The sequence below is a fragment of the Streptomyces sp. B8-7 genome (assembly GCF_058833805.1).
The window spans coordinates 873,668-894,772 of sequence record NZ_JBYRRL010000003.1 but is presented as its reverse complement, the minus strand read 5'-3'; the positions used below and the strand labels follow the sequence as shown (position 1 = coordinate 894,772).

At 70.3% G+C, this 21,105-nt stretch carries 14 protein-coding genes, 2 tRNA genes and 1 pseudogene; 9 read left to right on the top strand and 8 right to left on the bottom strand.

Going from position 1 to position 21,105, the window contains the following annotated elements; all coding sequences use genetic code 11:
- Window positions 1–21 precede the first annotated feature (21 nt).
- A complete protein-coding gene (locus AC5K6T_RS19005; RefSeq protein ID WP_493210532.1) occupies window positions 22–546 on the bottom strand; it encodes a DUF309 domain-containing protein in 525 nt (174 codons plus the stop codon).
- A gap of 103 nt (window positions 547–649) precedes the next feature.
- Here AC5K6T_RS19005 and AC5K6T_RS19000 point away from each other — a divergent pair.
- Window positions 650–723: transfer RNA gene (locus AC5K6T_RS19000), tRNA-Pro, on the top strand.
- A 100-nt stretch (window positions 724–823) separates the two neighbouring features.
- On the opposite strand, the pseudogene AC5K6T_RS18995 reads toward AC5K6T_RS19000, so the two are convergent.
- Window positions 824–1,034, bottom strand: a pseudogene (locus AC5K6T_RS18995) (tyrosine-type recombinase/integrase); the annotation flags it as partial.
- A 132-nt stretch (window positions 1,035–1,166) separates the two neighbouring features.
- Between AC5K6T_RS18995 and AC5K6T_RS18990 the strand changes: the two are divergent.
- A complete protein-coding gene (locus AC5K6T_RS18990) occupies window positions 1,167–1,829 on the top strand; it encodes an NUDIX domain-containing protein (RefSeq protein WP_493210531.1) in 663 nt (220 codons plus the stop codon).
- A 393-nt stretch (window positions 1,830–2,222) separates the two neighbouring features.
- Window positions 2,223–3,605 carry a glutamate decarboxylase gene (gene gad / locus AC5K6T_RS18985; protein WP_493210530.1) on the top strand — a complete coding sequence of 461 codons (1,383 nt, stop codon included), beginning with the start codon at window positions 2,223–2,225 and terminating at the stop codon, window positions 3,603–3,605.
- Between the two features lie 38 nt (window positions 3,606–3,643).
- On the opposite strand, the gene AC5K6T_RS18980 is transcribed toward gad, so the two are convergent.
- The gene (locus AC5K6T_RS18980; RefSeq protein ID WP_493210529.1) at window positions 3,644–3,988 is read right to left on the bottom strand and encodes a cupin domain-containing protein; all 345 of its coding nucleotides are present in this window, start codon (window positions 3,986–3,988) and stop codon (window positions 3,644–3,646) included.
- A 180-nt stretch (window positions 3,989–4,168) separates the two neighbouring features.
- On the opposite strand from AC5K6T_RS18980, the gene AC5K6T_RS18975 reads away from it, so the two are divergent.
- Window positions 4,169–4,242 (top strand) — tRNA-Pro (locus AC5K6T_RS18975).
- 245 nt (window positions 4,243–4,487) lie between these two features.
- Here the strand turns inward: AC5K6T_RS18975 and AC5K6T_RS18970 are convergent.
- Together AC5K6T_RS18970 and AC5K6T_RS18965 are read right to left on the bottom strand one after the other, a co-directional pair.
- Complete coding sequence (locus AC5K6T_RS18970; RefSeq protein ID WP_493210528.1) at window positions 4,488–4,709, bottom strand: hypothetical protein; 222 nt, start codon at window positions 4,707–4,709, stop codon at window positions 4,488–4,490.
- Window positions 4,710–4,930: 221 nt separating this feature from the next.
- Window positions 4,931–5,065, bottom strand: coding sequence for a hypothetical protein (locus tag AC5K6T_RS18965; RefSeq protein WP_493210526.1), 135 nt, complete (start codon window positions 5,063–5,065; stop codon window positions 4,931–4,933).
- Window positions 5,066–5,436: 371 nt separating this feature from the next.
- Here AC5K6T_RS18965 and AC5K6T_RS18960 point away from each other — a divergent pair, with 371 nt between their 5' ends.
- Window positions 5,437–7,023, top strand: coding sequence for an IS1182 family transposase (locus AC5K6T_RS18960; protein WP_493204868.1), 1,587 nt, complete (start codon window positions 5,437–5,439; stop codon window positions 7,021–7,023).
- A 349-nt stretch (window positions 7,024–7,372) separates the two neighbouring features.
- Here the strand turns inward: AC5K6T_RS18960 and AC5K6T_RS18955 are convergent, their stop codons facing one another.
- Together AC5K6T_RS18955 and AC5K6T_RS18950 are read right to left on the bottom strand one after the other, a co-directional pair.
- Complete coding sequence (locus AC5K6T_RS18955; protein WP_493210525.1) at window positions 7,373–9,250, bottom strand: FG-GAP-like repeat-containing protein; 1,878 nt, start codon at window positions 9,248–9,250, stop codon at window positions 7,373–7,375.
- A gap of 30 nt (window positions 9,251–9,280) precedes the next feature.
- A complete protein-coding gene (locus tag AC5K6T_RS18950) occupies window positions 9,281–9,829 on the bottom strand; it encodes a hypothetical protein (RefSeq protein ID WP_493210523.1) in 549 nt (182 codons plus the stop codon).
- A gap of 652 nt (window positions 9,830–10,481) precedes the next feature.
- Between AC5K6T_RS18950 and AC5K6T_RS18945 the strand changes: the two genes are divergently transcribed.
- The 3 genes from AC5K6T_RS18945 to AC5K6T_RS18935 all read left to right on the top strand — a co-directional run bounded on the left by AC5K6T_RS18945 (window position 10,482) and on the right by AC5K6T_RS18935 (window position 16,978).
- Window positions 10,482–13,751: an ALF repeat-containing protein gene (locus AC5K6T_RS18945; protein ID WP_493210521.1), complete on the top strand. Its 3,270-nt coding sequence runs from the start codon at window positions 10,482–10,484 to the stop codon at window positions 13,749–13,751.
- Between the two features lie 200 nt (window positions 13,752–13,951).
- Window positions 13,952–15,895, top strand: coding sequence for a DNA/RNA non-specific endonuclease (locus AC5K6T_RS18940; protein ID WP_493210520.1), 1,944 nt, complete (start codon window positions 13,952–13,954; stop codon window positions 15,893–15,895).
- Between the two features lie 39 nt (window positions 15,896–15,934).
- Entirely contained in the window at window positions 15,935–16,978 is a 1,044-nt protein-coding gene (locus AC5K6T_RS18935; protein ID WP_493210518.1) for a hypothetical protein, read from the top strand.
- A 403-nt stretch (window positions 16,979–17,381) separates the two neighbouring features.
- On the opposite strand, the gene absR1 is transcribed toward AC5K6T_RS18935, so the two are convergent.
- Window positions 17,382–18,467 carry a beta-glucuronidase AbsR1 gene (gene absR1 / locus AC5K6T_RS18930; RefSeq protein WP_493210517.1) on the bottom strand — a complete coding sequence of 362 codons (1,086 nt, stop codon included), beginning with the start codon at window positions 18,465–18,467 and terminating at the stop codon, window positions 17,382–17,384.
- Between the two features lie 338 nt (window positions 18,468–18,805).
- On the opposite strand from absR1, the gene AC5K6T_RS18925 reads away from it, so the two are divergent.
- A complete protein-coding gene (locus AC5K6T_RS18925) occupies window positions 18,806–20,863 on the top strand; it encodes a LuxR C-terminal-related transcriptional regulator (RefSeq protein WP_493210516.1) in 2,058 nt (685 codons plus the stop codon).
- Window positions 20,864–21,105: the final 242 nt, after the last annotated feature.

Genomic DNA, 21,105 nt, shown 5'->3' with positions numbered 1-21,105 from the left:
GCGGGACTTTCGAAACACGCCCTAGTCGCCCCGCAGCCGAGGCGCGCGGGCGGCCGGGTCCACCGGCCCGGACGCGGACTCCACGTCCTCCGCCAACTCCTCCGCCCACCCCACCAGGCCCGCCAGGTCCAGCCCGTGGGGCCGCGGCCGGCGGCTCCGTGCCGCCCACTGCTCGGCCGCCGCGGCGCCCCGCCGCAGCAGCCGGGCGCCCCCGGTGGCGTTGCCGCGGGCCGCGTGGGTGAGCCCGACCGCGAGCTGGGCCAGGCCGCGCCACAGGCCCCGCTCCTCCTCCGGGCCGGTCTTCCAGGCGTCCTCGAAGACCTCGTGCGCGTGGAACGGCCTGCCCGCGGACAGCAGCGCCTGCGCCTCGTCGACCGTCGCGTCCGGGGTGCGCCGTACGCCCTCGGGCTGCCGGGCCACCCCGTCCGCGCCGTACGGCAGCGGCCTGCCCAGGCCGTCCCGCGGCCGGGCGTTGCGCGCCCGCCCCTCACCGTCCCGGTCCCGTCCGCTGTCCGGGTCCCGTCCCCGGCCCGTCGTATCCGCCATACGGCCATTGTCCGCCCTGCCGGGCGGACGGTTTCGGACCGCCCGGCAGCGTGGGGTAAAGTACTGACCGCGCGATCACGCGGATCACCGCTGATCACAGCACCGGGACGTGGCGCAGCTTGGTAGCGCACTTGACTGGGGGTCAAGGGGTCGCAGGTTCAAATCCTGTCGTCCCGACTGGAGACAGTCGCAGGTCAGGGCCGGTTTCGGAGGCATCCGAAACCGGCCCTTGATCATTCTTGGGGACCAGTTGGGGACCAGGGGGCCTTGACCGGGGTCAGCGGGTCACGACGATCGGGATCGGCAGCGAGCGCGGCGCGCGCAGCACGCCGAGGTGTGCGGAGAGCGCCGCCCCGGCGGCCGTGATCGTGTACGTCGGGGTGCAGGTATCGCTGAGTGGTGGTCAGGGAGCCGTGGCCGGCGATCCTGCGCAGGACGTGCACCTGGACTCCGGCGTCGGCGAACCAGGTCAGTCCGGTGTGCCGGAGGTGACCCGGAGTTCGCGATCGAGGGCGTGCAGGGCTCCGAGTCCGCTCCGCGCAGGCGGAGGTGACCCGGAGGACGAGACGTTCGTGTGGTAGAAGCACGGGCATGACCGACGCGACCGCTTCACCGCTCCGATGACCGCCGGGACCGACACCCCCGACCGCCGGGGGCGCACCGGACTCGACCGCACCGGACTGGATCTGACCGGGAACCCGCGCGTGAAGGTGCGGGAGGTGACGCTGCTGTCCAGTCACTGGTACGTGGAACGCGCCACCACCTTCGACCTTCAGCGTGCCGACGGCACCTGGACCACCCAGCAGCGTGAGACGCACGACCGCGGCAACGGTGCCACCGTGCTGCTCTACGACCCCCGCCGCGAGACCGTGCTGCTCACCCGGCAGTTCCGCTTCCCCGTGTACGTCAACGGTCACCCCGACGGGATGCTCGTCGAGACCCCGGGCGGCCTTCTCGACGACGCGGACGAACACCCCGAGGCGGCCGTGCGGCGCGAGGTGACGGAGGAGACCGGCCACACCGTCGGCGCGGTCCGGCACGTCTTCGACGTCTATATGAGCCCCGGCTCGGTCACCGAGCGGGTCAGCTTCTATGCCGCCGTGTACGGTCCCTCCACCCGGACCCATGACGGCGGGGGACTCCGCGAGGAGGGCGAGGACATCGAGATCCTCGAACTGCCCTTCCGCAGGGCCCTGGAGATGATCCGGACCGGTGACATCGCCGACGCAAAGACGATCATGCTGTTGCAGTGGGCCGCTCTGGACGGCCCGTTCGCCCGCTGAGCCCCGGCGCCCGTCGGTCCGCCCCTGCGAGGCGTCGTGCCGGACCGGCCCGCGCGGTCCGGCGTACCGTCGGCCGCTGCGCCCGGGGTGGTGCCCCGGCGGCGGTGCGTATCGGGCAGGCACGATGTGCCATGGGCCGGGGAGCCGGGGAGGCACGGTGTGCCACCGTCCGGGGAGCCGGGGAGGCACGGTGTGCCACCGTCCGGTGTGCCGCGGGCGGGCGTGCCCTCGGCTGCCGCGCCCGACCGGCCGCCCTCGGCGGGCGGCCCCGCGCACCCTGTGGGAGATTTCGGACAAGAGGGGGCCGGTGGCGGCGACGCAGTCCACATGTGCTGCTCGGGCGATCGCTTCCGGCCTCCCTCGACCACGTCCTCGACCGGGGGTGACCTCCGCATGGCACTGCACCAGACGAACGGCCCGGGCGCCGGACCGTTCGACGATGTGTACTCCCTCCCCATCAGCGAACAGGCGCTGCCGCGCTACCGGATTCCGCAGGGCCCCAACGACGCCGAAGCGGTCCGCGCGCTGATCCACGACGAGCTGACCATCGACGGGAACGCCTCACAGAACCTCGCCACGTTCTGCACCACCTGGGCCGAGTCCGAGGTGCACGAGCTCATGGACGAGTCCCTCGACAAGAACATGATCGACAAGGATGAGTACCCGCAGACCGCGGAGATCGAGAACCGCTGCGTGCACATCCTCGCCGACCTGTGGAACTCCCCGGAGGGCGGCGCCACCGTCGGCTGCTCCACCACCGGCTCCAGCGAGGCCGGCATGCTCGGCGGCCTGGCCCTGAAGTGGCGCTGGCGGGAACGGCGAAGGGCCGAGGGCAAGCCCACCGACCGGCCGAACATCGTCGCCGGACCGGTCCAGGTGTGCTGGGAGAAGTTCGCCCGCTACTTCGACGTCGAACTGCGCCAGGTCCCCATGGAGGAGGGCGCGGTCGGCCTGCGCCCCCACCAGCTGCGCGACTACGTCGACGAGAACACCATCGGCGTCGTCGCCATCCTCGGCGTCACCTACACCTGCGCCTACGAGCCCGTCGCCGAGATCGCAGCCGAACTGGACCGCATCCAGCAGGAGACCGGCCTCGACATCCCCCTGCACATCGACGCGGCCAGCGGCGGATTCGTCGCACCCTTCCTCCAGCCGGACCTGGTCTGGGACTTCCGGCTGCCGCGGGTCGCCTCCATCAACGCCTCCGGACACAAGTACGGCATGGCTCCGCTAGGCGTCGGCTGGATCGTGTGGCGCTCCTCGGCGCTGCTGCCCGAGGGCCTGGTGTTCCGCGTCAACTACCTCGGCGGCGACCTGCCCACCTTCGCCCTGAACTTCTCCCGGCCCGGCGGCGAGGTCGTCGCCCAGTACTACAACCTGCTGCGCCTGGGACGCGAGGGCTACGCCAAGGTGCACGGGGCGTGCGCGCAGAGCGCCCGGATGCTGGCCCGCGAACTGGCGGAGATGGGCCCCTTCACCGTGCTCCACGACGGGCGGGACGGGCTGCCCGCGGTCTCCTGGACCCTCACCGACCCCGCTGCCAGCCCGTTCACCCTGTACGACCTCACCGACCAGCTGCGCAGGCGCGGCTGGCAGGTCCCCGCCTACCCCCTGCCGGCCGACCGCCAGGACACCGTCATCGCACGCGTTCTGGTCCGGCACGGCATCGGCTACGACAAGATCGCCCTGCTGCTGCGAGACCTGCGGGAGGCCGTGGAGCACCTCGGCCACGGGCCGGTCGGACACGTGGAGGAGCGGTCGGTGTTCCACCACTGACGCCGGATGGCGGGGCCCGAGCGGCTCACCCGAGCGGCTCAGAGGGAGATCGCGTACGCCTTGCGCAGCGTCTCGTGGACCGTCCACGTCGTACGGTCCCCCGCGCGCAGGACGGCCAGGTCGCCCGGCCCGACCCGCAACGTGTCCCCGCCCTCCACCTCGATGGTCGCCGAGCCGCTGACCACCACGAACAGCTCGTCGGCCTCGGTGTCGGTCACCACCCCCGGGGTGATCTGCCAGACGCCCCGGATCTGCCGTCCGTCCGCCGACTCCCAGACCACCTTGCCGGTGACCTCGGGCGTGCCGGACACGATCTGCGCCGGGTCGAGCGGCTCCGGTTCGAGCTCGGCGGAAGGGATGTGGAGAGCGAAGCTGTGCGTCATGCGGCGACCCTAGCCAGCCTGCCGGGCCCCGTGCCGCAGACAGAGTGTGGGGTGTCGCCGCCCCTGACCGGACAGTCCGTCGGGCCCGGGCCCGACGCGCCGGCCGCGACCGGCCGGGCCGTGGCCATGAGGTAGGGTTTGACCGCGCGATCAAGGGGCCGAACCCGCTGGTCGCAGCACCGGGACGTGGCGCAGCTTGGTAGCGCACTTGACTGGGGGTCAAGGGGTCGCAGGTTCAAATCCTGTCGTCCCGACTCGAGAGAGTCGCAGGTCAGGGACGGTTTCGGAGGCATCCGAAACCGGCCCTTGATCATTCTTGAGGACCAGATGGGGACCGACGCCCGTGACCGAGGTCAGCGAGCCATGACGATCGGTCCCCGTCAGCGAGCGCGGCGCGCGGAGCACACTGTGGTGTGCGGAGAGCGCTACTCCGGCGGCCGTGATCTTGTGTATGTCCGCGTGTGATGGTGGAGTCGGGTATTGGAACTGCTCGAATGCCTCAGCCGCTGTGGCCCCAGGTCGTGAAGTCGTCGGCGAGTCCGGGCGGGTTGGCGGCCTCGGTCCGGCGGGCGATTCTCTCGCAGTACTCCAGTTCGTGGAGGATCACGGGCACTGGGTTGCCGATGGCATTCTTGATGACGCCGTCGTTGTGGAGGTCGCGAGCGAGTTGGACGCATGCCTGGTTGAAGTTGGCCTCGATCAGCTCGGCGGTCGGCTCCACGGTTGCGGTCCGGTCCTCGGGACGGGTGGGCTCGTCTTACCAAAGTCCGAGTTCGCTGATCCATTGGTGGCGTGCTGCGGCTCCATCGGGGTCTCGGGTGAGGTCGCCGATGACAGTGAGCTCGTTCTGTAGCCACAAGGCGTAGTTCCAGCGGGCTTCCGCCTCGTCGGAGGCGTCCGCGATGGTGCGTCGGAACTGGGCTTCGGTGTCGTATCCGATGGTCAGGGTGGGCTGTCGTGGTCGTCCCTCTCGTTGTCGATGAAGAACGAGATGACATAGATGTCCTCTGCCTCGCCGGCCGGGATCGAGCTGATCGCTCGCTCGGCAAGGGTTCGGAGATGATCCTGGAAGGTCACGGGCTGGAGCCATTCGAGAGCGGTTGCTGACGTCGGCGGCGGTAGGCGGCCCGGTCGCCGACGGCGGCCCGCTGCCGTTTGACGGCGACGGTGATGAGCCGAGGCGAGTCGGTCTGGGCGAGGACCGCGTGGCTGCGGCGGGCGGAGAGCTACTGCAGGGCCAGCTCGGCGACGGGCCCAGGCAGGGCCACTGCGACATCACCCAGGCGGATGCGGACCGTCGCCGCCGTCTCCTCGATATGACCGGTGGTCAGCCGGGAGATCGACGCTGGCCACTGGGCATAGAGGAGCAACAGCAGGCCGACTAGAAGGCTGCTGAAAATCTGGTGTTCTGGCCCCGGCTCCGTGGAGTCGGGGCCAGTCTTGTAGGCATGCAGGGGGAATGGGCCGGGGAGCCGGTCGGGCCGGATGTGTGGGAGACGTGCCGGGAGCTGATCCCGGCGGGGAGTGTGTTCGCGTTCCTGGCCGAGCACCGCGAGGTGCTGTTCCCGGCGGAGATGTTCGCGGACATGTATCCCTCGTCCAACGGCCGTCCAAGTCTGCCGCCACAGGTCCTGGCCGCGACCGTGGTGCTGCAGAGCCTGCACGGGCTGTCGGACTTCGAGGTCGTTCAGGAATTGCGGTGTGACCTGCGGTGGAAGGCCGCTTGCGGGCTCGGCCTGCACGACACCGCGTTCGATCCGTCGTTGTTGACGTACTTCCGGCGCCGCCTGCGCAACTCGGCCGATCCGACGCGGATCTTCACCAAGGTCAAGGAGGTCGTGGCCGCGACCGGGGTGCTCAAGGGCAAGCAGCGGCGGGCGCTGGACTCCACCGTCCTCGATGACGCGGTGGCCACCCAGGACACCGTCACCCAGATCATTTCCGCGATCCGGCGGGTGATCCGAGAGGTTCCCGGCGGCCAGGAGACGGCCGGCCGGTGGTGCACGGCCCACGACTACACCAACCCGGGCAAACCGAGGATCGCCTGGGACGACGAGACGGCCCGCGCCGCGCTGGTCGACGCGCTGGTCACCGACGCCCTCAACCTGCTCGGACACCTGCCCGAGCAGAACCTGGGCGAGAAGGCGGCGGACGCCGTCGGCCTGCTGGCCCTGGTCGCCGGACAGGACGTGGAACCCGCCAAGGACTCCGACGGCCGCGACGGCCGCTGGCGCATCGCCAAGCGCACAGCACCCGACCGGACGGTGTCCACCGTCGACCCCGACGCCCGGCACATCCACAAGAACCGCACCCGCCACCAGGACGGCTTCAAAGGACATGTCTCCTTCGAGCCGGAGACCGCACTGTTCACCGCCGTCGCCCTGACCGGCGGCTACGGGCCCGGCAACCACGAGGCCGCCATCGCCGCCGACCTGCTGGCCGACGAAGAAGAGGGCACGGAGTTAACCGTGCTCGGCGATTCCGCCTACGGCACCGGCGAACTGCGCGAGCGCCTTCAAGGCCAGGGCCACACCCTGGTGATCAAACCGCCGCCGATCCGGACGGCCGTCCCCGGCGGCTTCACCATCGACGACTTCCGCCTCGACCTGGCCGCCGGCACCGCGACCTGCCCGGCCGGACACACCGCCAACCTCGGGCAGGTCAAAGCAGACGGCGCCCGCACCGCCCAGTTCAAACGCCTCTGCGCCGACTGCCCCCTGCGGGAACGCTGCACCACCTCCAAGACCGGACGCACCGTGAACGTCCACCCCCAGCACGAACTGCTGGCCGCCGCCCGCCACCAGGCCGCCACCGACCCCGCCTGGCAGGACGAATACCGCCGATGGCGGCCCCCCGTCGAACGCGCCATCGCCTGGCTCGTCGGCAAAGGCAACCGCAGAGTCCCCCACCGCGGCGTGATCGCCAACAACATCTGGCTCCACCACCGCGCCGCCGCCCTCAACCTCCGCCGACTGATCAACCTCGGACTCACCCGGACCAGCACTACCTGGCACCTCACCCCCGCCACCGCATAGGGAAAGGGGCCATCCGGCCTCAGGCCGGACAGCCCCCAACAAGATTTTCAGCAGCCTTCTAGGCGGTCTTCGGTGCGGATGGTGTCGTCGTGCAGCAGACGGCGGCCGGTGGCCCAGCGGGCGTCGTCGTCCATGGCCTGGGCGCATTGAAGGGCTGGCGCACGCCAACGGCGCCTCCACTTGCGGCCGACGTCGGAGGCTGTAGAGAGAGGCTTGTGGACCACCCCGACGGGTAAGTTTTTCGGGCGCTTCGAACTGCGACCGGGGCCTCCAGGCAGCTACTGCTGCCTGGAGGCCCCGGGTAGGTGGTCACGCCCTGGCAGAGGTCTGTCGTTGACGGGTGTCCGCGTCAGGGGGTGATGTTGGTGCTGTCCCAGACGCGGTAGGGGTTGTCGAAGCCGGGGCCGGTGCTGGTGAATCGCCACCAGGCGGCGCGGTAGGAGTCGTCGGCCTGTTGGCCGTAGTCGTACAGGACGTGGATGTCGTCCTTGCCGTCGTCGTTGAAGTCGCCGGTGACGGGCTTGGAGCGGTTCCAGTCCCAGGAGCCGTTGCCGGATTCCCACTTGGTGACGGGAGCGTCGAAGCCGTCACCGTTGCTGGTCCACAGCCTGGTCTGGTTGCGGCCGTCGGCGGTCTGGCCGTTGTTGTAGAGGATGCCGATGTCGTCCTTGCCGTCGCCGTTGTAGTCGCCGGCGAACGGCTTGGACCGGCTCCAGTTCCAGGACGTCGCGCCTGAGTACCACTGCTCGACCGGGGCGTCGAAGCTGGCGCCGTTGCTGCTGAGGGTCCACAGCCGGACCTGGTTGATGCCTTGCGCGTTCTGGCCGTTGTTGTAGAGGATGCCGATGTCGTCCTTGCCGTCGCCGTTGTAGTCGCCGGACATGGGCAGGGACCGGTTCCAGTCCCACGAGTAGGTGGAGGTCCACTTCGCGGCGGGCGCTGCGAACTCTGTGCCGTTGCTGGTGAAGGTCCACAGCGTTGTCATGTTGCGGCCGTCGGCGGCCCTTCCGCTGTTGTAGAGGACGCCTACATCCGTCTTGCCGTCTCCGTTGAAGTCGCCCGCGAACGCCTCGGAACGGTCCCAGTCCCAGGAGAAGGTGGAGTTCCACTGGACGACCGGCTTGTCGAATCCTGCGCCGTTGCTGCTGAGGGTCCACAGCCGGACCTGGTTGATGCCTTGCGCGTTCTGGCCGTTGTTGTAGAGGATGCCGATGTCATCCTTGCCGTCGCCGTTGAAGTCGCCCGCGACAGCCTTGGACCGCTCCCAGTCCCATGATCCAGAACCCGCGGCCACGCTGTCCCACCCGCGCACCGGGTCGTAGGAACCGGTAGCGGTACTGGTGAACTTCCACAGCGCGGTGTGGTTCGCCCCGCTCGTGGTCGGCGCGTACTTGTGCAGCACTGCCGTGTCCGTCTTGCCGTCACCGTCGAAGTCACCTGACAGCTCCTGCGACGCGCCGGCGCCCTCGCTCGCCTGACCCCAGCGTGCGCCGGTCGCCATCGCGACCCACGGCCCGAGACCGTCGACCCGGGTGTCGACCGCGCCCGTACGGGTCTCGTCGGGATCGGTTCCCAGGCAGCCGCCCTGCCAGGAGCGTGCGTTGACCGCGACGAGCTCCGGGACGCCGTTGACGGTGCGCAGGGCCGGCCCACCGGCGTCGCCGCGGCATACGGTAGCGGTGCCGGAGCCGTTGAGGTGGACGTCGGTGACTGTTGTGGAGGTGACGGTGAAGGTGCCGGTATGGAGCTTGTTCGGCACCCATTCCGTCTTGGTACGCCCGAAACCGGCTAGCGTCAGCTCCTCGCCCGCGGCAGCGGGGGTGGTGGCGAGTTTGACGGGCTTGATGGCCGGATCGGTGATGGCAGTGGCGAGACGGACCAGGACAAGGTCGCGGTCAGGGTGGGGGATGAGATCGACGGCGTGCTGGACGCTTCCACCGGCCTGCGTCAGGTTGGTAAGTCCAACAGTGACGGTGGTGGTCGTGTTCGGATTGCCGATAGCTGGTTTGCCGTCGGCGGCGAAGCAGGTGGCGGTGGTCAATACCCACTGAGGGGCGACCAGGGAGCCCGTGCAGGCAGCCTGCTCGCCGATATTGATCTTGGCTATGAAGGTGGGCTGCACGGCCGCTGTGCCGGTAAGGGCATCGGCGGGGGCTGCGGCCACCAGAGCGACGAGCGCGGCAAGTGTGCCAGAGGCCAGGGTCCGGCGCGGACGATGAGTGGTCATGGGGTTCCTTCGCGTGGTGCTGACCGGGTGCTACTTGGTGGACCTGATCTCTACGAGCATGAAATCGCGTCCCTGCTCGTCCGCGCTTTCGCCCACCCCGGTCCAGGCGTTCTTGGCGATCTTGAACGATTTCTCCTCGGCGCCGACGGTCATGTCGATCTGCGTCGTGTAGTCATTGCCCCTGACCGCGTGGACCGCGGGCATCTCCAGAGTCAGCCAGCCGGAGTTGCCAGCTACCTTGAAGCAGGTCTTCTGGGCCTGCTGGCGGGCCAGCACCTCGATGAACCCGGTACCGCTCGCGCAGTCCGCCAAGGTGATGTGACCGTCACCGCGCTTGAGCACGATGTTCCGCTCCGCCAGGATCCTGTCTGCGCCGGGGTAGTCGAAGTCCTCGATGGCATAGCCGGGTGCTTCGTCGGCGACGGGGCTGGCGGCCTCGGTGTTGGTGCTGGCCCCGGTGGGGGCGCCGCCCGCAAGCGCGATCCATGCCAGGGTGCTGGCTGCGGCCGCGGCGCTGAAGGTGCGTACTATGAATCTCTTCCGCCGCGGCTTTGCTGCATGTGTGGTAAGCGCCTTCATTACAGCCCTTAAAATCGTCGGTTCTGGTCGATCGGCCGAACATGACTCAAGGGGATGTGGAGTCGACCGGAATCGGAATAGAGCCCTCTCGCCCTCGGCGCGGGCATGTCCTTTTGGCGGCTTCCCTTTTCGGCGTGGTGTGCTGAGAGAAGACCTCACCCTTACTCCGGGAGTCATCTCGGCTTCACCATGGAACCCTGCATCTTGATCTTTGTCTACTACGTAAAACCGCCTAAACTGGGCGAAAATGTAGGCACAGCTGTGACCTCCGGCACCTTCTGAAAAGGTTGTACATGTAAACGTGAAGAAGGTGTGAAGGCTCTTTGGTCGGCCGACCCTGTGATACCTGACGACTCGTCATCGTTGCTTTCACTCGGTGTAGTTTTCTCTTGCAGTGCTGATTGGCGTATGTTTGAAAGGGTGTTGTTGTCATCTCGCGTCAATGCGCAGACAGCGCATGCCTTTTATTCGTCCGCAGGTGGCAGTTCGGACACGCAGGAGCGTGTCGCAGCAGTGCTCACTGCGCTGCCTGACGGGCAAGTACTGGAGGAGAACTTCCCCTATGCAGACAATGTTTTGGAGTCGGCGCCGTGTCCTCGGAGCCCTCGCCGCCGCCACGGCTGTCGCTGTCTCCCCTGCGGGGTTGGCGCCCGTGGCCCGCGCTGCCGTTGAGGGAGGTGAAGCGATCGACCCGCTCGCGCTGCCGGACACCGAACGGGCGAAGGTGGTCAAGGCGTGGATGACGGGCGGAAAGGCCACCAAGGCGGCAGCGGCAGACGCCCTTTTCGGTACTGACGGCGAGATTCAGACCTTTCTCGCCGAGACACTGCCGAAGGTAACGCTGGAGGACAACCGCGTCGCCATCGCCAGCGCCCTCGCCCATGCCGGCAAGGGCATGCGCCGCGAGGCCTCCGCAGCCCTCGACAACGGTGACAGCGCCATCGCCTCCTTCCTCAAGGACGGATTCAGGGCCGCTCTCCTGGAAGACCTGCGCGTGGCGGCCTCCACTGTGGCGTCCACGGGCGGCAAGGCGGTCAAGCGGGAGGCGTCCGCCGCTCTGGACGCGGACTCGCAGCAGTCGCTGGAAGACTTCCTGACGGAAGGCCAGTACACGGCCCGTCTCGAGGACGCCAGGGTCCAAGTCTCCACCGTACTGTTCAATGGTGGTCCCGAGGTGCGCAAGTACGCGGACCGCGCCCTGAGCGGCACGGCTTCAGACATCCAGTGGTTCCTCGATACAGGTCAGCACATTGCCCGCGCCCGCGACCAGGAGACGGCGACTATCGAGGAACTCGTCGCGGTCGTTGAGCGGGAGGGCAGGCGCGCGCAGGCCGAGACCGCCATGGCTGTCGAGAACTCCGAGCGGGCCCAGGCCGCAGCCCAGGAGGCCAAGAAGGCGGCGGAGACGGCCGCTGCAGAGGCAGCGGCCGCCAAGGAGGACGTGCAGAAGTCCGCAGCCGCCGCCCGCAAGGGGGCTAGTGCCGCCAAGGGCGCGGCCAACGCCGCCCGAAACGCAATTAACGCCTCCAGCGCCGCGGTGGCTGCCTCCCGCCGTGCTTCGTGGGCGGCCACCGCGGCCTCCCAGGCTGCGTCGACCGCTGGCGCCGCCGCGGCCCGCGCCTACAACGCCGCCATTGCAGCCTCCAAGGACGCCTCTCAGACCGAAGCGGCCAAGAACGCCGCGGTCATCGCGCGCAACTCCGCCGCGAAGGCCAGATCCGCGGCGAAGGCCGCCGACTACGCAGCGGCCGCTTCCGCGCAGGCCGCCCGCGCGGGTTCCACGGCCGCCGCCGCCGCCCACAACGCTGCTGCCGCGGCCAGTGCCTCCGCGCAGGCCGCGGCCTCAGCCGGTATCGCCCAGTCGCAGGCTGCGGAGACCAAGCGCCAGGCCAGCATCGCGACCGCTGCTGCCAACCGCGCCACCGACGCCGCCTCCACCGCCCAGGCACTCGCCAGCACTGCGGCCTCCGCGGCCCGCACCGCACGAGACGCCGCCAACTCTGCTGCCGACCACGCGGAAGTGGCAGCCGACGCCGCAGACGAGGCTGTGAAGTACGCGGGCCAGGCCATCGACTACGCGAACAAGTCAACTGCGCAAGCCGCCGAGGCCGTGAAGGCTGCCAACATCGCAACCAAGGCCGTAGGCAACGCCCTCTCGGTGGAGCAGGCAGCACGGGAGGCCGAACTGGCCCGCCTGCAAGAGAACAAGCTGCAGGCCCTGGATGAGGCCCGGCTGCTGTCTCAACTCGAGACCGAGGAGCGGGTCGCGTACGAGAACAAGCGAGCTCAGGAAGCACAGACCGAACAGGCACTCAAGGACCTGATCGCCCAAGCCGAGCAGACACTGTGGGCGGGCGACCTCGCACTCGCGGCCACACTGGGTCGCAAGGCCGCCGCTGGCCTGCTCGGGGCCAAGGGAGCGTGGACGCGGGAGGCGGCCCAGTTCGCGCTGGCCGGCAGCGACTACGACGTACTCTCCTGGATCGACCTGGACCGGGGCATCGCCCAGCACCAGGACGACCGCGAAACCGTCCTCTACATCGCCCAGATATCCAGCCCCGCCGTCGCGGAAGCTGCGCAGGCCGCTCTGGAGAGCTCCAGTTCCGTGGCGGTGGGCGACTTCATCACCTCCGGAGTGATCCGGGCCGCCAAGGACGACAACCGCGTGCAGATCGCCCGCCTCCTCACTCAGAAGCCTGGCAAAGCCGTTACCAAGGCCTGCAATGACGCTCTTGACGCGGATACCCCGGAGGCCCTGCAGGACTTCTTCAACCGCACCTACCCCGAAGCAGCACAGGAGGACGACGCCGTCACCACCTCGACTCGGCTCGCCACTGGCGGCGAGTACACCAAGGCGTACGCGGAGGTCGCCCTGGAGGGACCGACGTGGATGCGCAGGAACTTCGTCCAGGTCGTGCAGTACACGGCGGCGCAGCTCGACCACGACTCCGCCACTCACATCGCCGCGATCCGCGGGGCGATCGCGGCCGCGGCCAAGAGCGCACATACCGCGCAGAAGAACGCGGCGCTGGCGTCGAAGACGGCGGCTGAGGCCCGCCAGGCGGGCGCTGAGGCGCAGGAGTGGGCAGACAAGGCGCTGGCGTCTGCGCAGCAGGCCGACGACTATGCCGTGCAGGCGCGGCAGAATGCCGACGCCGCAGACAAGTCCGCCGCGGATGCCCAGGCCTCGGCGAACCAGGCGATATCCGCGGCGGCGAGCGCCCGCGGAGCGGCCCGGTCAGCGAACTACTCGGCGAACAGGGCCATCGACGCCGCCCGCTCGGCCGTGAACTCCTCGTACAGCGCCCAGGCATCCGCAGCCAGTGCCCGCCAGTCCGCGTTCGCCGCCGGCCGGGACGCCAATGCGGCGGCATCCGCAGCCAGCGAGGCCCGCTCCGTTGCCACACAGGCGCGTCAGGCCGAGATCGCGGAGGCCGCTCGCGAGGCTGCCGAGAAGGCGAAGCAGGACCGGGAGAGCGGGCGTAACCCGGCCGACAGCGAGACCCATGACCAGGTCAACCCCAACGGAAGCGGCGGCGACAACGACGAGTGGTGGAACGACGCCCAGTTCTACGCCGATGCCTTCAGCTACATCAGCATCGGAACGGGATTCGTCGCTGTCGGCCTTGGTCTGGCTGCCCTCGTCTTCCCGCCCGTGGGCGCGGCTGCGGCGGTTTTCGGCGCCGTCTCGTTTGGTGCTGCCGCGCTGAGTTCCGTGTTCACCGGGATCGAGCACGGCTTCTCGAGCAGTGAGTTCTACGACTCCGCGATCGGTACCGCCGTGAGCGTATTCACCCGCGGCATGGGCAAGGGACTGGCCCCTGCCGCTAAGAAGGCAGTGTCGCCCGTGGTCAACAGGGTCGCGGAGGAAGGCAAGGAACTCGTGTCCTCGATCACCAGCGGACTGTCAAAAGTCTTCTGACCGCCATCCCGCCCGGCCTTGTGTGCAGCGCCCAGGCACCCGAGATGGGCGTTCCCCTCAGTTGGAGACCAGCGGCTTCGCGCCTCAGCAACCCTTGGGACCTTGCGGCCTGATTCCCCTCCCACCTCTCCGGGGGTGCCGCGATCGAGCGGCTACCCCGTCCGCTTCCTGTCGATGAATCGATGAAAGGTCCAGCTCCTATGCATGAAATACGTGGCGGGCGCGCCACGAGAAGACGCGCCCGCTCTACGGTCCCGACCGTCCTCACGGCTCTGACCCTCGTCCTTACGGCAGCCGCGACGAGCCAGGCGGCCGAGCCGCCCGCGACGACGAAGACCTCGTCCACCACGAAGCCCGCGGCACCCGGGGCAGAGACCACCGGGACCAGCAGGTTCACGGCCAACTCCTATGAGGGCTGCACCGCTATCGCGCCGGGTTCCAAGGAGGGCCGCGCCGGTGCCGTCGAGTCCTGCGTGACGGTCACCCCCGTCCCTGCGAGGTCGAAGACCCGCGCAGCCCGCGCCGCTCCTGCCACAACTGCCGCTGCCGCCGGAAGCTGCGACACCACCAACCCCGGCAACTACAGCTACGAACGCTTCTCGTACTGCGTGACCGGCATCAACGTCACCTACATCCTCCGCGACAGCAGAGGTGCGGAGATCGGTCAGGGCATCCTGGCGGTCTCCACCAGCGCAGACCTCTCCGCGACCGCCACGACCTGGAACGAGCAGGTCTCCGTCACCATGACGTTCGCGTCGGGTGATGTCACGGCCCTGAACGCCAAGTTCCGCGCGTCCTGCGACGCCGGCTGCACGGCCATCAGGACCGCCCCCTGGTACGGCGGTGCCATCACTCTCAACCAGACCCTCACCGGCAACGTCACCTTCTCCTCGGCGCAGACGCCGGGCTCCTCGGTCTCCTTCCTCACGGCGTACGCGATGTACGTGACGTCCCCGGGCGCGACGGCGACCGACCCGAACGCGTCGTGGAAGAACCCGCGTCAGATCAGATGCGACGACTCCGTCGGCGGCACTTCCGTGGCGGGCTGTGCGGTTCCCTCCGTCATGGCCGTCGTGCCGATGAAGGCAACGAGCGCGGACGCGGGCGGCGCCGTGGCCACATACGGCTGGGCCCAGAAGAACCTCAAGGGCGCCTGGGGCAAGAAAGGCACCCCCCTGACCCGGTCGACGAGCGGAGTGGCCAGCCGCACCGCCAGCACGTGCAGCGGCTTCCTGGCGCAGACGGAACTCGTCGAAGCGGATAGCTGCGGCGACTTCCCCTTCGGCGAGGCCAAGGAGGGTGGTGCCCCCGGCGACCGGTGCGTCGAGGTGATCCCCAACCTCGGCAATGGCGAATGGGACACCTACGTCCTCAACGACGGCCATGCTCTGGACCCCACTTCGCCGTGCGTGCAGGCCCACGTCACCCCCGCCGAGGCGCAGTTCGCCGAGACGCAGCTCGCCAACGGCTTCGCGGACCAGCGGGTGATCGACGCCGACCAGTTTGAGTTGACGGTCTCGACACCGGACACCGGCCCGCAGGCCAGCTGTCTGGACGGCCCCCCGCCGGCCAACTCGCTTCCCAACGGGGACGGCTGGTTCAAGAACACCACCGAGTCGGTTCCCCTCGTCAACCAGACCATCCCCACGAGCGGGGCCGGTAAGCGGCCGGCCCAGGCACAGGCATGCCTGGGGAAGAAGACCTCCAAGGGGAGCGGAACCAGCGATCCCATCACCGGGTGGAGGGACGCTGAGGAGTTCAGGAAGGCGAACTCAGTCCCCAACGGGCTGGCCCGGTGCCATCTCATCGCAAGGATCCTCGGCGGAAAGGGAACGACTGCGCTGACTCGTTTCAACCTGGTTCCCTGCTGGCAGTCCGGGATGAACACGGGCACGCCCAGCATGCGAACCTACGAGGACATCGCGCAGAGGATGGTCCAGGACCCCAACTCCACTCTCGGAGCGGACGATGCGATCTTCTATCAGGTGACCCCCGTCTACAAGGACGCGAACAGCACCATCCCGGTGGGCGTCACGATGCGTGCTGACGTCCAACGGGCGAACGGGACGACCGAGGACCTGTTCCCCAACGTCTACGTCACCAACACCCTGATGAATACTGGGACGCTCAACCTCGGGAACTGATTCGCAGGTATCCACCACTGCACACCCACGGGAGTCGGCATGAGTTTCACCACCCCACCGCGGCCGTTCGACGTCACCGCGCTCTTCCCTCAGCTGGCCCCGTTGGCGCGCTCGGCGACCCGGTTGCACCCGCGGCCGGGGTCGCCAACCTTGCACGACAGCTCGGTCGGCGGGCCGCTCCTGTGGCCCGCCGACGAACCGTGGCCGTACTGCGACGAGCCGCACGACAGCCGAGCGGCCCGGGTGGTCCACTCACCGGACGACATCCGGCTCCAACGCCGCATCCACGCCGCATCGGCCGAGCGGCTGCATCTCGATCCCGAGGCCGCCCAGTGGACCCCTGAGGAACTGGAGGCCTTGGAACGGCTCAAGGCGGGACGCCCGTGGTTCGACGGCCCCATCCCTCTTCTGCCCGTCGCCCAACTCTACGGTCGCGACGTCCCCTTCGCGTGCCCGTCCGGCGCAGACCTCCTCCAGGTCCTATGGTGCCCCTTCGATCACGCGGAACACGCCCACCCCAGGACCGCCCTCTTCTGGCGCTCCTCCACCACCGTCACTGACGTCTTCGGCACACCGCCCGAGCCGCCCATCGTCCAGAGCAGCTACTACCTCCCGGAGCCGTGTCTGTTCTCACCGGAGCAGGTCACGGAATATCCCAGTCCCAGGGATCTGGACGACGAGCTTCGGGAGCAGTTGGACGACGTGAGCCGGTGGGAGACAATCGACCCCGCGCGGTACAGCATGTACACGGACGATCTGGGCGAGCTCTACCTGGGCAACCTCTCCACTGCTCCCGGCTGGAAGACCGGTGGCTGGACCAACTGGGACGTCACCGATCCCGGCGATGGCTTCTGCGCCGAGTGCGGCGCGGAGACGGTCCCGCTGCTCACCATCGCGTCCTCGGAATGGGACAGCGTCACCAAGTCCTGGATCGCCAAGGATGACCGGACTAACCCGGGCCCGCCTCCCCTGGGCGCCCGGGACGGTAACTTCACCCTGATCGACATCTCCGGCGGCAACAACCTCCAGCTCCAGGCCTGTCCGGCCGACCCGTCCCACCCCCACATCGCACTGGTCCCGTGAAGCGAGCGGTCGCGCCGCGCCATGCCCTTGTCTCCGGCCTGGCGACGCGAACCTCCAAGAACAGGCCTTTTCACCCGACCGCGACTGACGTACTCTCACCGACACGAAGCCGACGCATCAGCCATCGGTGCGGCCGGAACGGCGACCCTGTAGGCGAGGCCGGTCACCGGCGCGGGTCAATCGAGCGGTGTAACCGGAGTAGTGGGGTTGCTGACGGACTGCGGGGAGCCGGCCGGGCGCGCCGGGCGGGGGACCGCGGACGTCGGCCTGCAGGGCGTCTTGGGCCGGGCGTGCGGCCGGGGTCCGTCTCCCTCCCCCGAAGGAGACGGACCCCGGCTGCCCCCCGGTGCCGGACTTGTGGTCCGTTGCCCCGTGTGCGGCGGCGTGCCGGACGGCGGTGCCGTCACCAGCACATGACCGCCGTCTCGCCCGGACCCCGGCTGGAGTACAGGCGTACACGGAGGACATAGCGGCGGCCCCGGACCAGCCGGGCCGCGATCCTGGCGGTGCGCGAGGTGCCGCCGTCGTCGTCGGCGGCGAGGTAGCGGGGTTCGCCGTCGCGCTCCTCGAACAGCACGGCGACCGTGTCGCACTCGCCGAACACGGCGACCGTGTACTCGCGTGTCTCGGCCGGTTCGACGGTGAAGTCGGCCTGCTCGCCCGGCCCGAGGCGCAGCGGGGCGGACCGGAAGGGCACCAGCTGCGGCGGCCGCTCCGGGCCGGGCGGCGGATACCAGCGGAGCACGAACTCCTTGTCCCGCGGCGACAGCGTCCCCGGCGGGGTGAGACCGCCGCGGAACTCCTCCGGCTCCAGGATCAGACCCGGCGGGAACGCGAAGTGCATGATCGACTGCGGGTCCCAGACGGATCCGCCGGCCTCGGCCGGGCTCAGCTTGTCCAGGACGTTGGCGTACGTGGTGTCCCGGCTCCAGTGGTTCGGCGGGCCGGCCAGCTCCGCGCAGACCGCCTCGTCGTCCCAGTGGATCGCCGCGTGCGGGTTCTGGTGCTCGTGCCGCATCCCCAGCGCGTGCCCGATCTCGTGCAGCGCCGTGCCGTGCCCGTCCGGCGCCGTCAGGTCCCAGCCGAAGTTCATGGTGCGCTCGTGGATGCCCACCCTCAGGGCGTCCTTGCCCACCGCGGACCACGACCCGCCGCCGCACTGGAACCCGATCCGCAGCTCCGCCTCCGAACGCTCCCCGACCTCGGTGAAGGACAGCCCTGTCCCGAGGTCGCGCCACTCGGCGAAGCAGGCGCGGACCACGTCCCGCTGGTCCTGGGAACCGGCCCAGGACACCCGTCGCGTCCGGCCGGAGCCGGGCACGTGGATGACGGAGCCGTCGGAGTCGCCGTCGAAGAAGTGGTAGTGCAGGACGGTGCCGTTCACCCACATCGACCGGCCTGCGACGAGCGCGCCGAGCCGCTCGGCTGTCAGCCCCGGCGCGTGCACGGGGGCCGACGCCTGCGTGAGCGCGCAGTAGCGTCCGGTCATGGGACAAGCCTGCCGTCCGGGCGCCTGGCCGCGCCTGAGTCGGGGTCTACTCAAGTCGGGCTGTATCAGAGGTGAGCAGGCGGACTCCTGTTGTCGTGACACCTTTCGACACCGTCGTGCCGTGTTCCGGGACCGTGGTGCCCCGCCCGGGGGCGGCGCCGCGCCCGGCCGGGACGACACCCGGGACAGCACGCGGCACCACCATGAGGGACCCGGACCCCGGCGGAACCGTGTCCTCCGGGGCCGTGTTCTCCGGGGCCGTGTCCTCCGGCGACGCGCCGTCCGGGGGCGGCCCGTCCGCACCGGCGCCCCGTGACGCACCGGCGCCCCCCGGAGGAGTGCCGTCCGGGCCGGGCTCCCGGACCCTGGAGCGGCCCTGGCCGTTCACCGGCCGGGAGCAGGAACTGGAGCTGGTCCGGCGGTCGGTGGCCGCGGGACGGCCGGGCGTCGTCGTCACCGGACCGGCCGGCTGCGGCAAGACGCGCCTGGCGGAAGAGGCCGTCCGGGGCACCGGCTGCGTCCGGGCCGCCGGTACCCCGGACGCCCGGGACATCCCCTTCGCCGCGTTCGCCCACCTGCTGCCCGAGTCCGTCACCCTGCACCGCGCCGCGCGTCTGCTCTCCGGGACACGGCTGCTGGTCGTGGACGACGCCCACCTCCTGGACGACGCCTCCGCCGCGCTCGTCCACCGTCTCGCCGCGCACGCCCCGACCCGGCTGATCGTGCTGGCCGCCGACGACGCCCCCGCCCCCGACGCCGTACGACGCCTGTGGGCGGGCGAACTCCTGCCCCGCCTCGCCCTGGAGCCGCTGCCCCGGGACGAGACCGCGGTGCTCCTCGCGGCCGGCACGGGCGGCCCCGTCGCACCGCTCACCGCGCACCGGCTGCACCGTCTCGCGCACGGCGACCTCAGGCTCCTGCGCGAGCTGCTCGGCGCGGTCCGCGCCCAGGGCTCGCTCCTCCCCGACCCCGACACCGGGGAACACACCTGGGACGGGCCGCCGCCGCTCACCCCCGCCGTGCGCGAGCACGCCGCGGCCGTGCTGCACCGCACCGGAGCCGCCGAGCGCGAGACCCTCGACCGGCTCGCCCTCGCCGAACCCCTGCCGCTCGACTCCGGCAGCTGCGATCTCGCCGTCCTCGAACGCCTGGAGGCCGACGGGCTGATCCACGTCGGCACACCCGGCCGGGACGGGCACACCGTCCGGCTCGCCCACCCCCTGCACGGCCCCGCCCTGCGGGCCGCCGCCGGCCGGCTGCGGGCCGCACGGCTCGCCCGCGCCCACGAGGACGTCGGCCACGCGCTCGCCTCGGAGGCCGCCGCACTGCGTCAGCGCATCGACCGGGCCGACGTACGGCAGACGCCGACGCCCGTGGGGGACCGGCTGACCGAGGCGGGAGAACCGGTGCCCGCCGCCTACGCCGCCGTACGAGCCGGGTACGCGCGTCTGCGCGGCGAGCTGCGCGACGCCGCGGCATGGGCCCGCGCGGGCCTGCGGCACACCCCCGGAGACGGCCCCTGCCGCCTCGAACTCGCCCTGAGCACAGCTCAGTCCGGCGCCGTCGGCGAGACGGACCCGGCAGCGGCTGCGGACCCGGCTGCGGACGCGGAGACGGGTCCGGAGACGGACCGGGAGACGGACCCGGAGACAGACGTGGCCTCCGCCCGCCCTCCGCACCCGGACGGTCTCCGGAACGGGCCCGGAGCGCGGCGCGACGGCGCCGGCCAGGCCGCCGCCGGACGGCTGCGGGCCGCGCGGCCCGCCCACGCCCCCGAGGGCACCCGCCCGCGGTGCACCGCCCGTCCGCACGGCACCCGCCCGGCGGACCCGCGGCCCGCGGCAGCCTGGCGCGCCGCCGCCCGAGGTGACCTGGACGGCGCGCTCGCCGCTCTCGGCGACGACAGCCCCTACGACGCCGTACGCCTGGGCGCGCCCGAACGCGCGGTCGGACGGCTGCCCCGGGACGGCGTGTTCGCGCAGCACGCGCGGGCGCTGGCACGCGCCGACGGACCGGCCCTGGACCGGGTGGCCGAGGCGTTCACCGAGCGCGGCTTCCTGCTGTTCGCCGCCGAGGCGCACGCCCAGGCCGTGCGCGCACACCGCGACCCGCTCGCCGCCCGCACCTCACGGACCCGCGCCGCCGCCCTGGCCCGCCGCTGCCAGGGCGCCCGCACCCCCGCCCTCACCGGTCTGGTGCTCGGCGAACTCACCGCCCGCCAGCGCCAGATCGTCACCCTGGCGGCCGCCGGACTCAGCAACCGGCAGATCGCCGAACGCCTCACCCTGTCCGTGCGGACCGTCGGCAACCACCTCCACAGCGCCTACACCCGCCTCGGCGGCGACCGCCGGGCCCTGCCCTGCCTGGTGACCCCGCAGGATCCCGAGCCGGCCTGAAACACGGGTGATCTCCGGTACGGGGCAAGCCGGCGAGGATGCCGCACAAGACGCCGACGGGACGGGCACAATGGAGTCGCTCGCTGCGCCGAAGTGCCGGTCTCCCTTCAACCCACCGCCCCACAGAGGGCATGAACCGAGGGAGACCGATCAGGTGGATCCGGGAACATCGAGCCCATTGCCGCGAAGGCCGGCGAACCGGCTGCGACAGAAGGCACCCCGGTAGGAGAGGTGTGACGGGC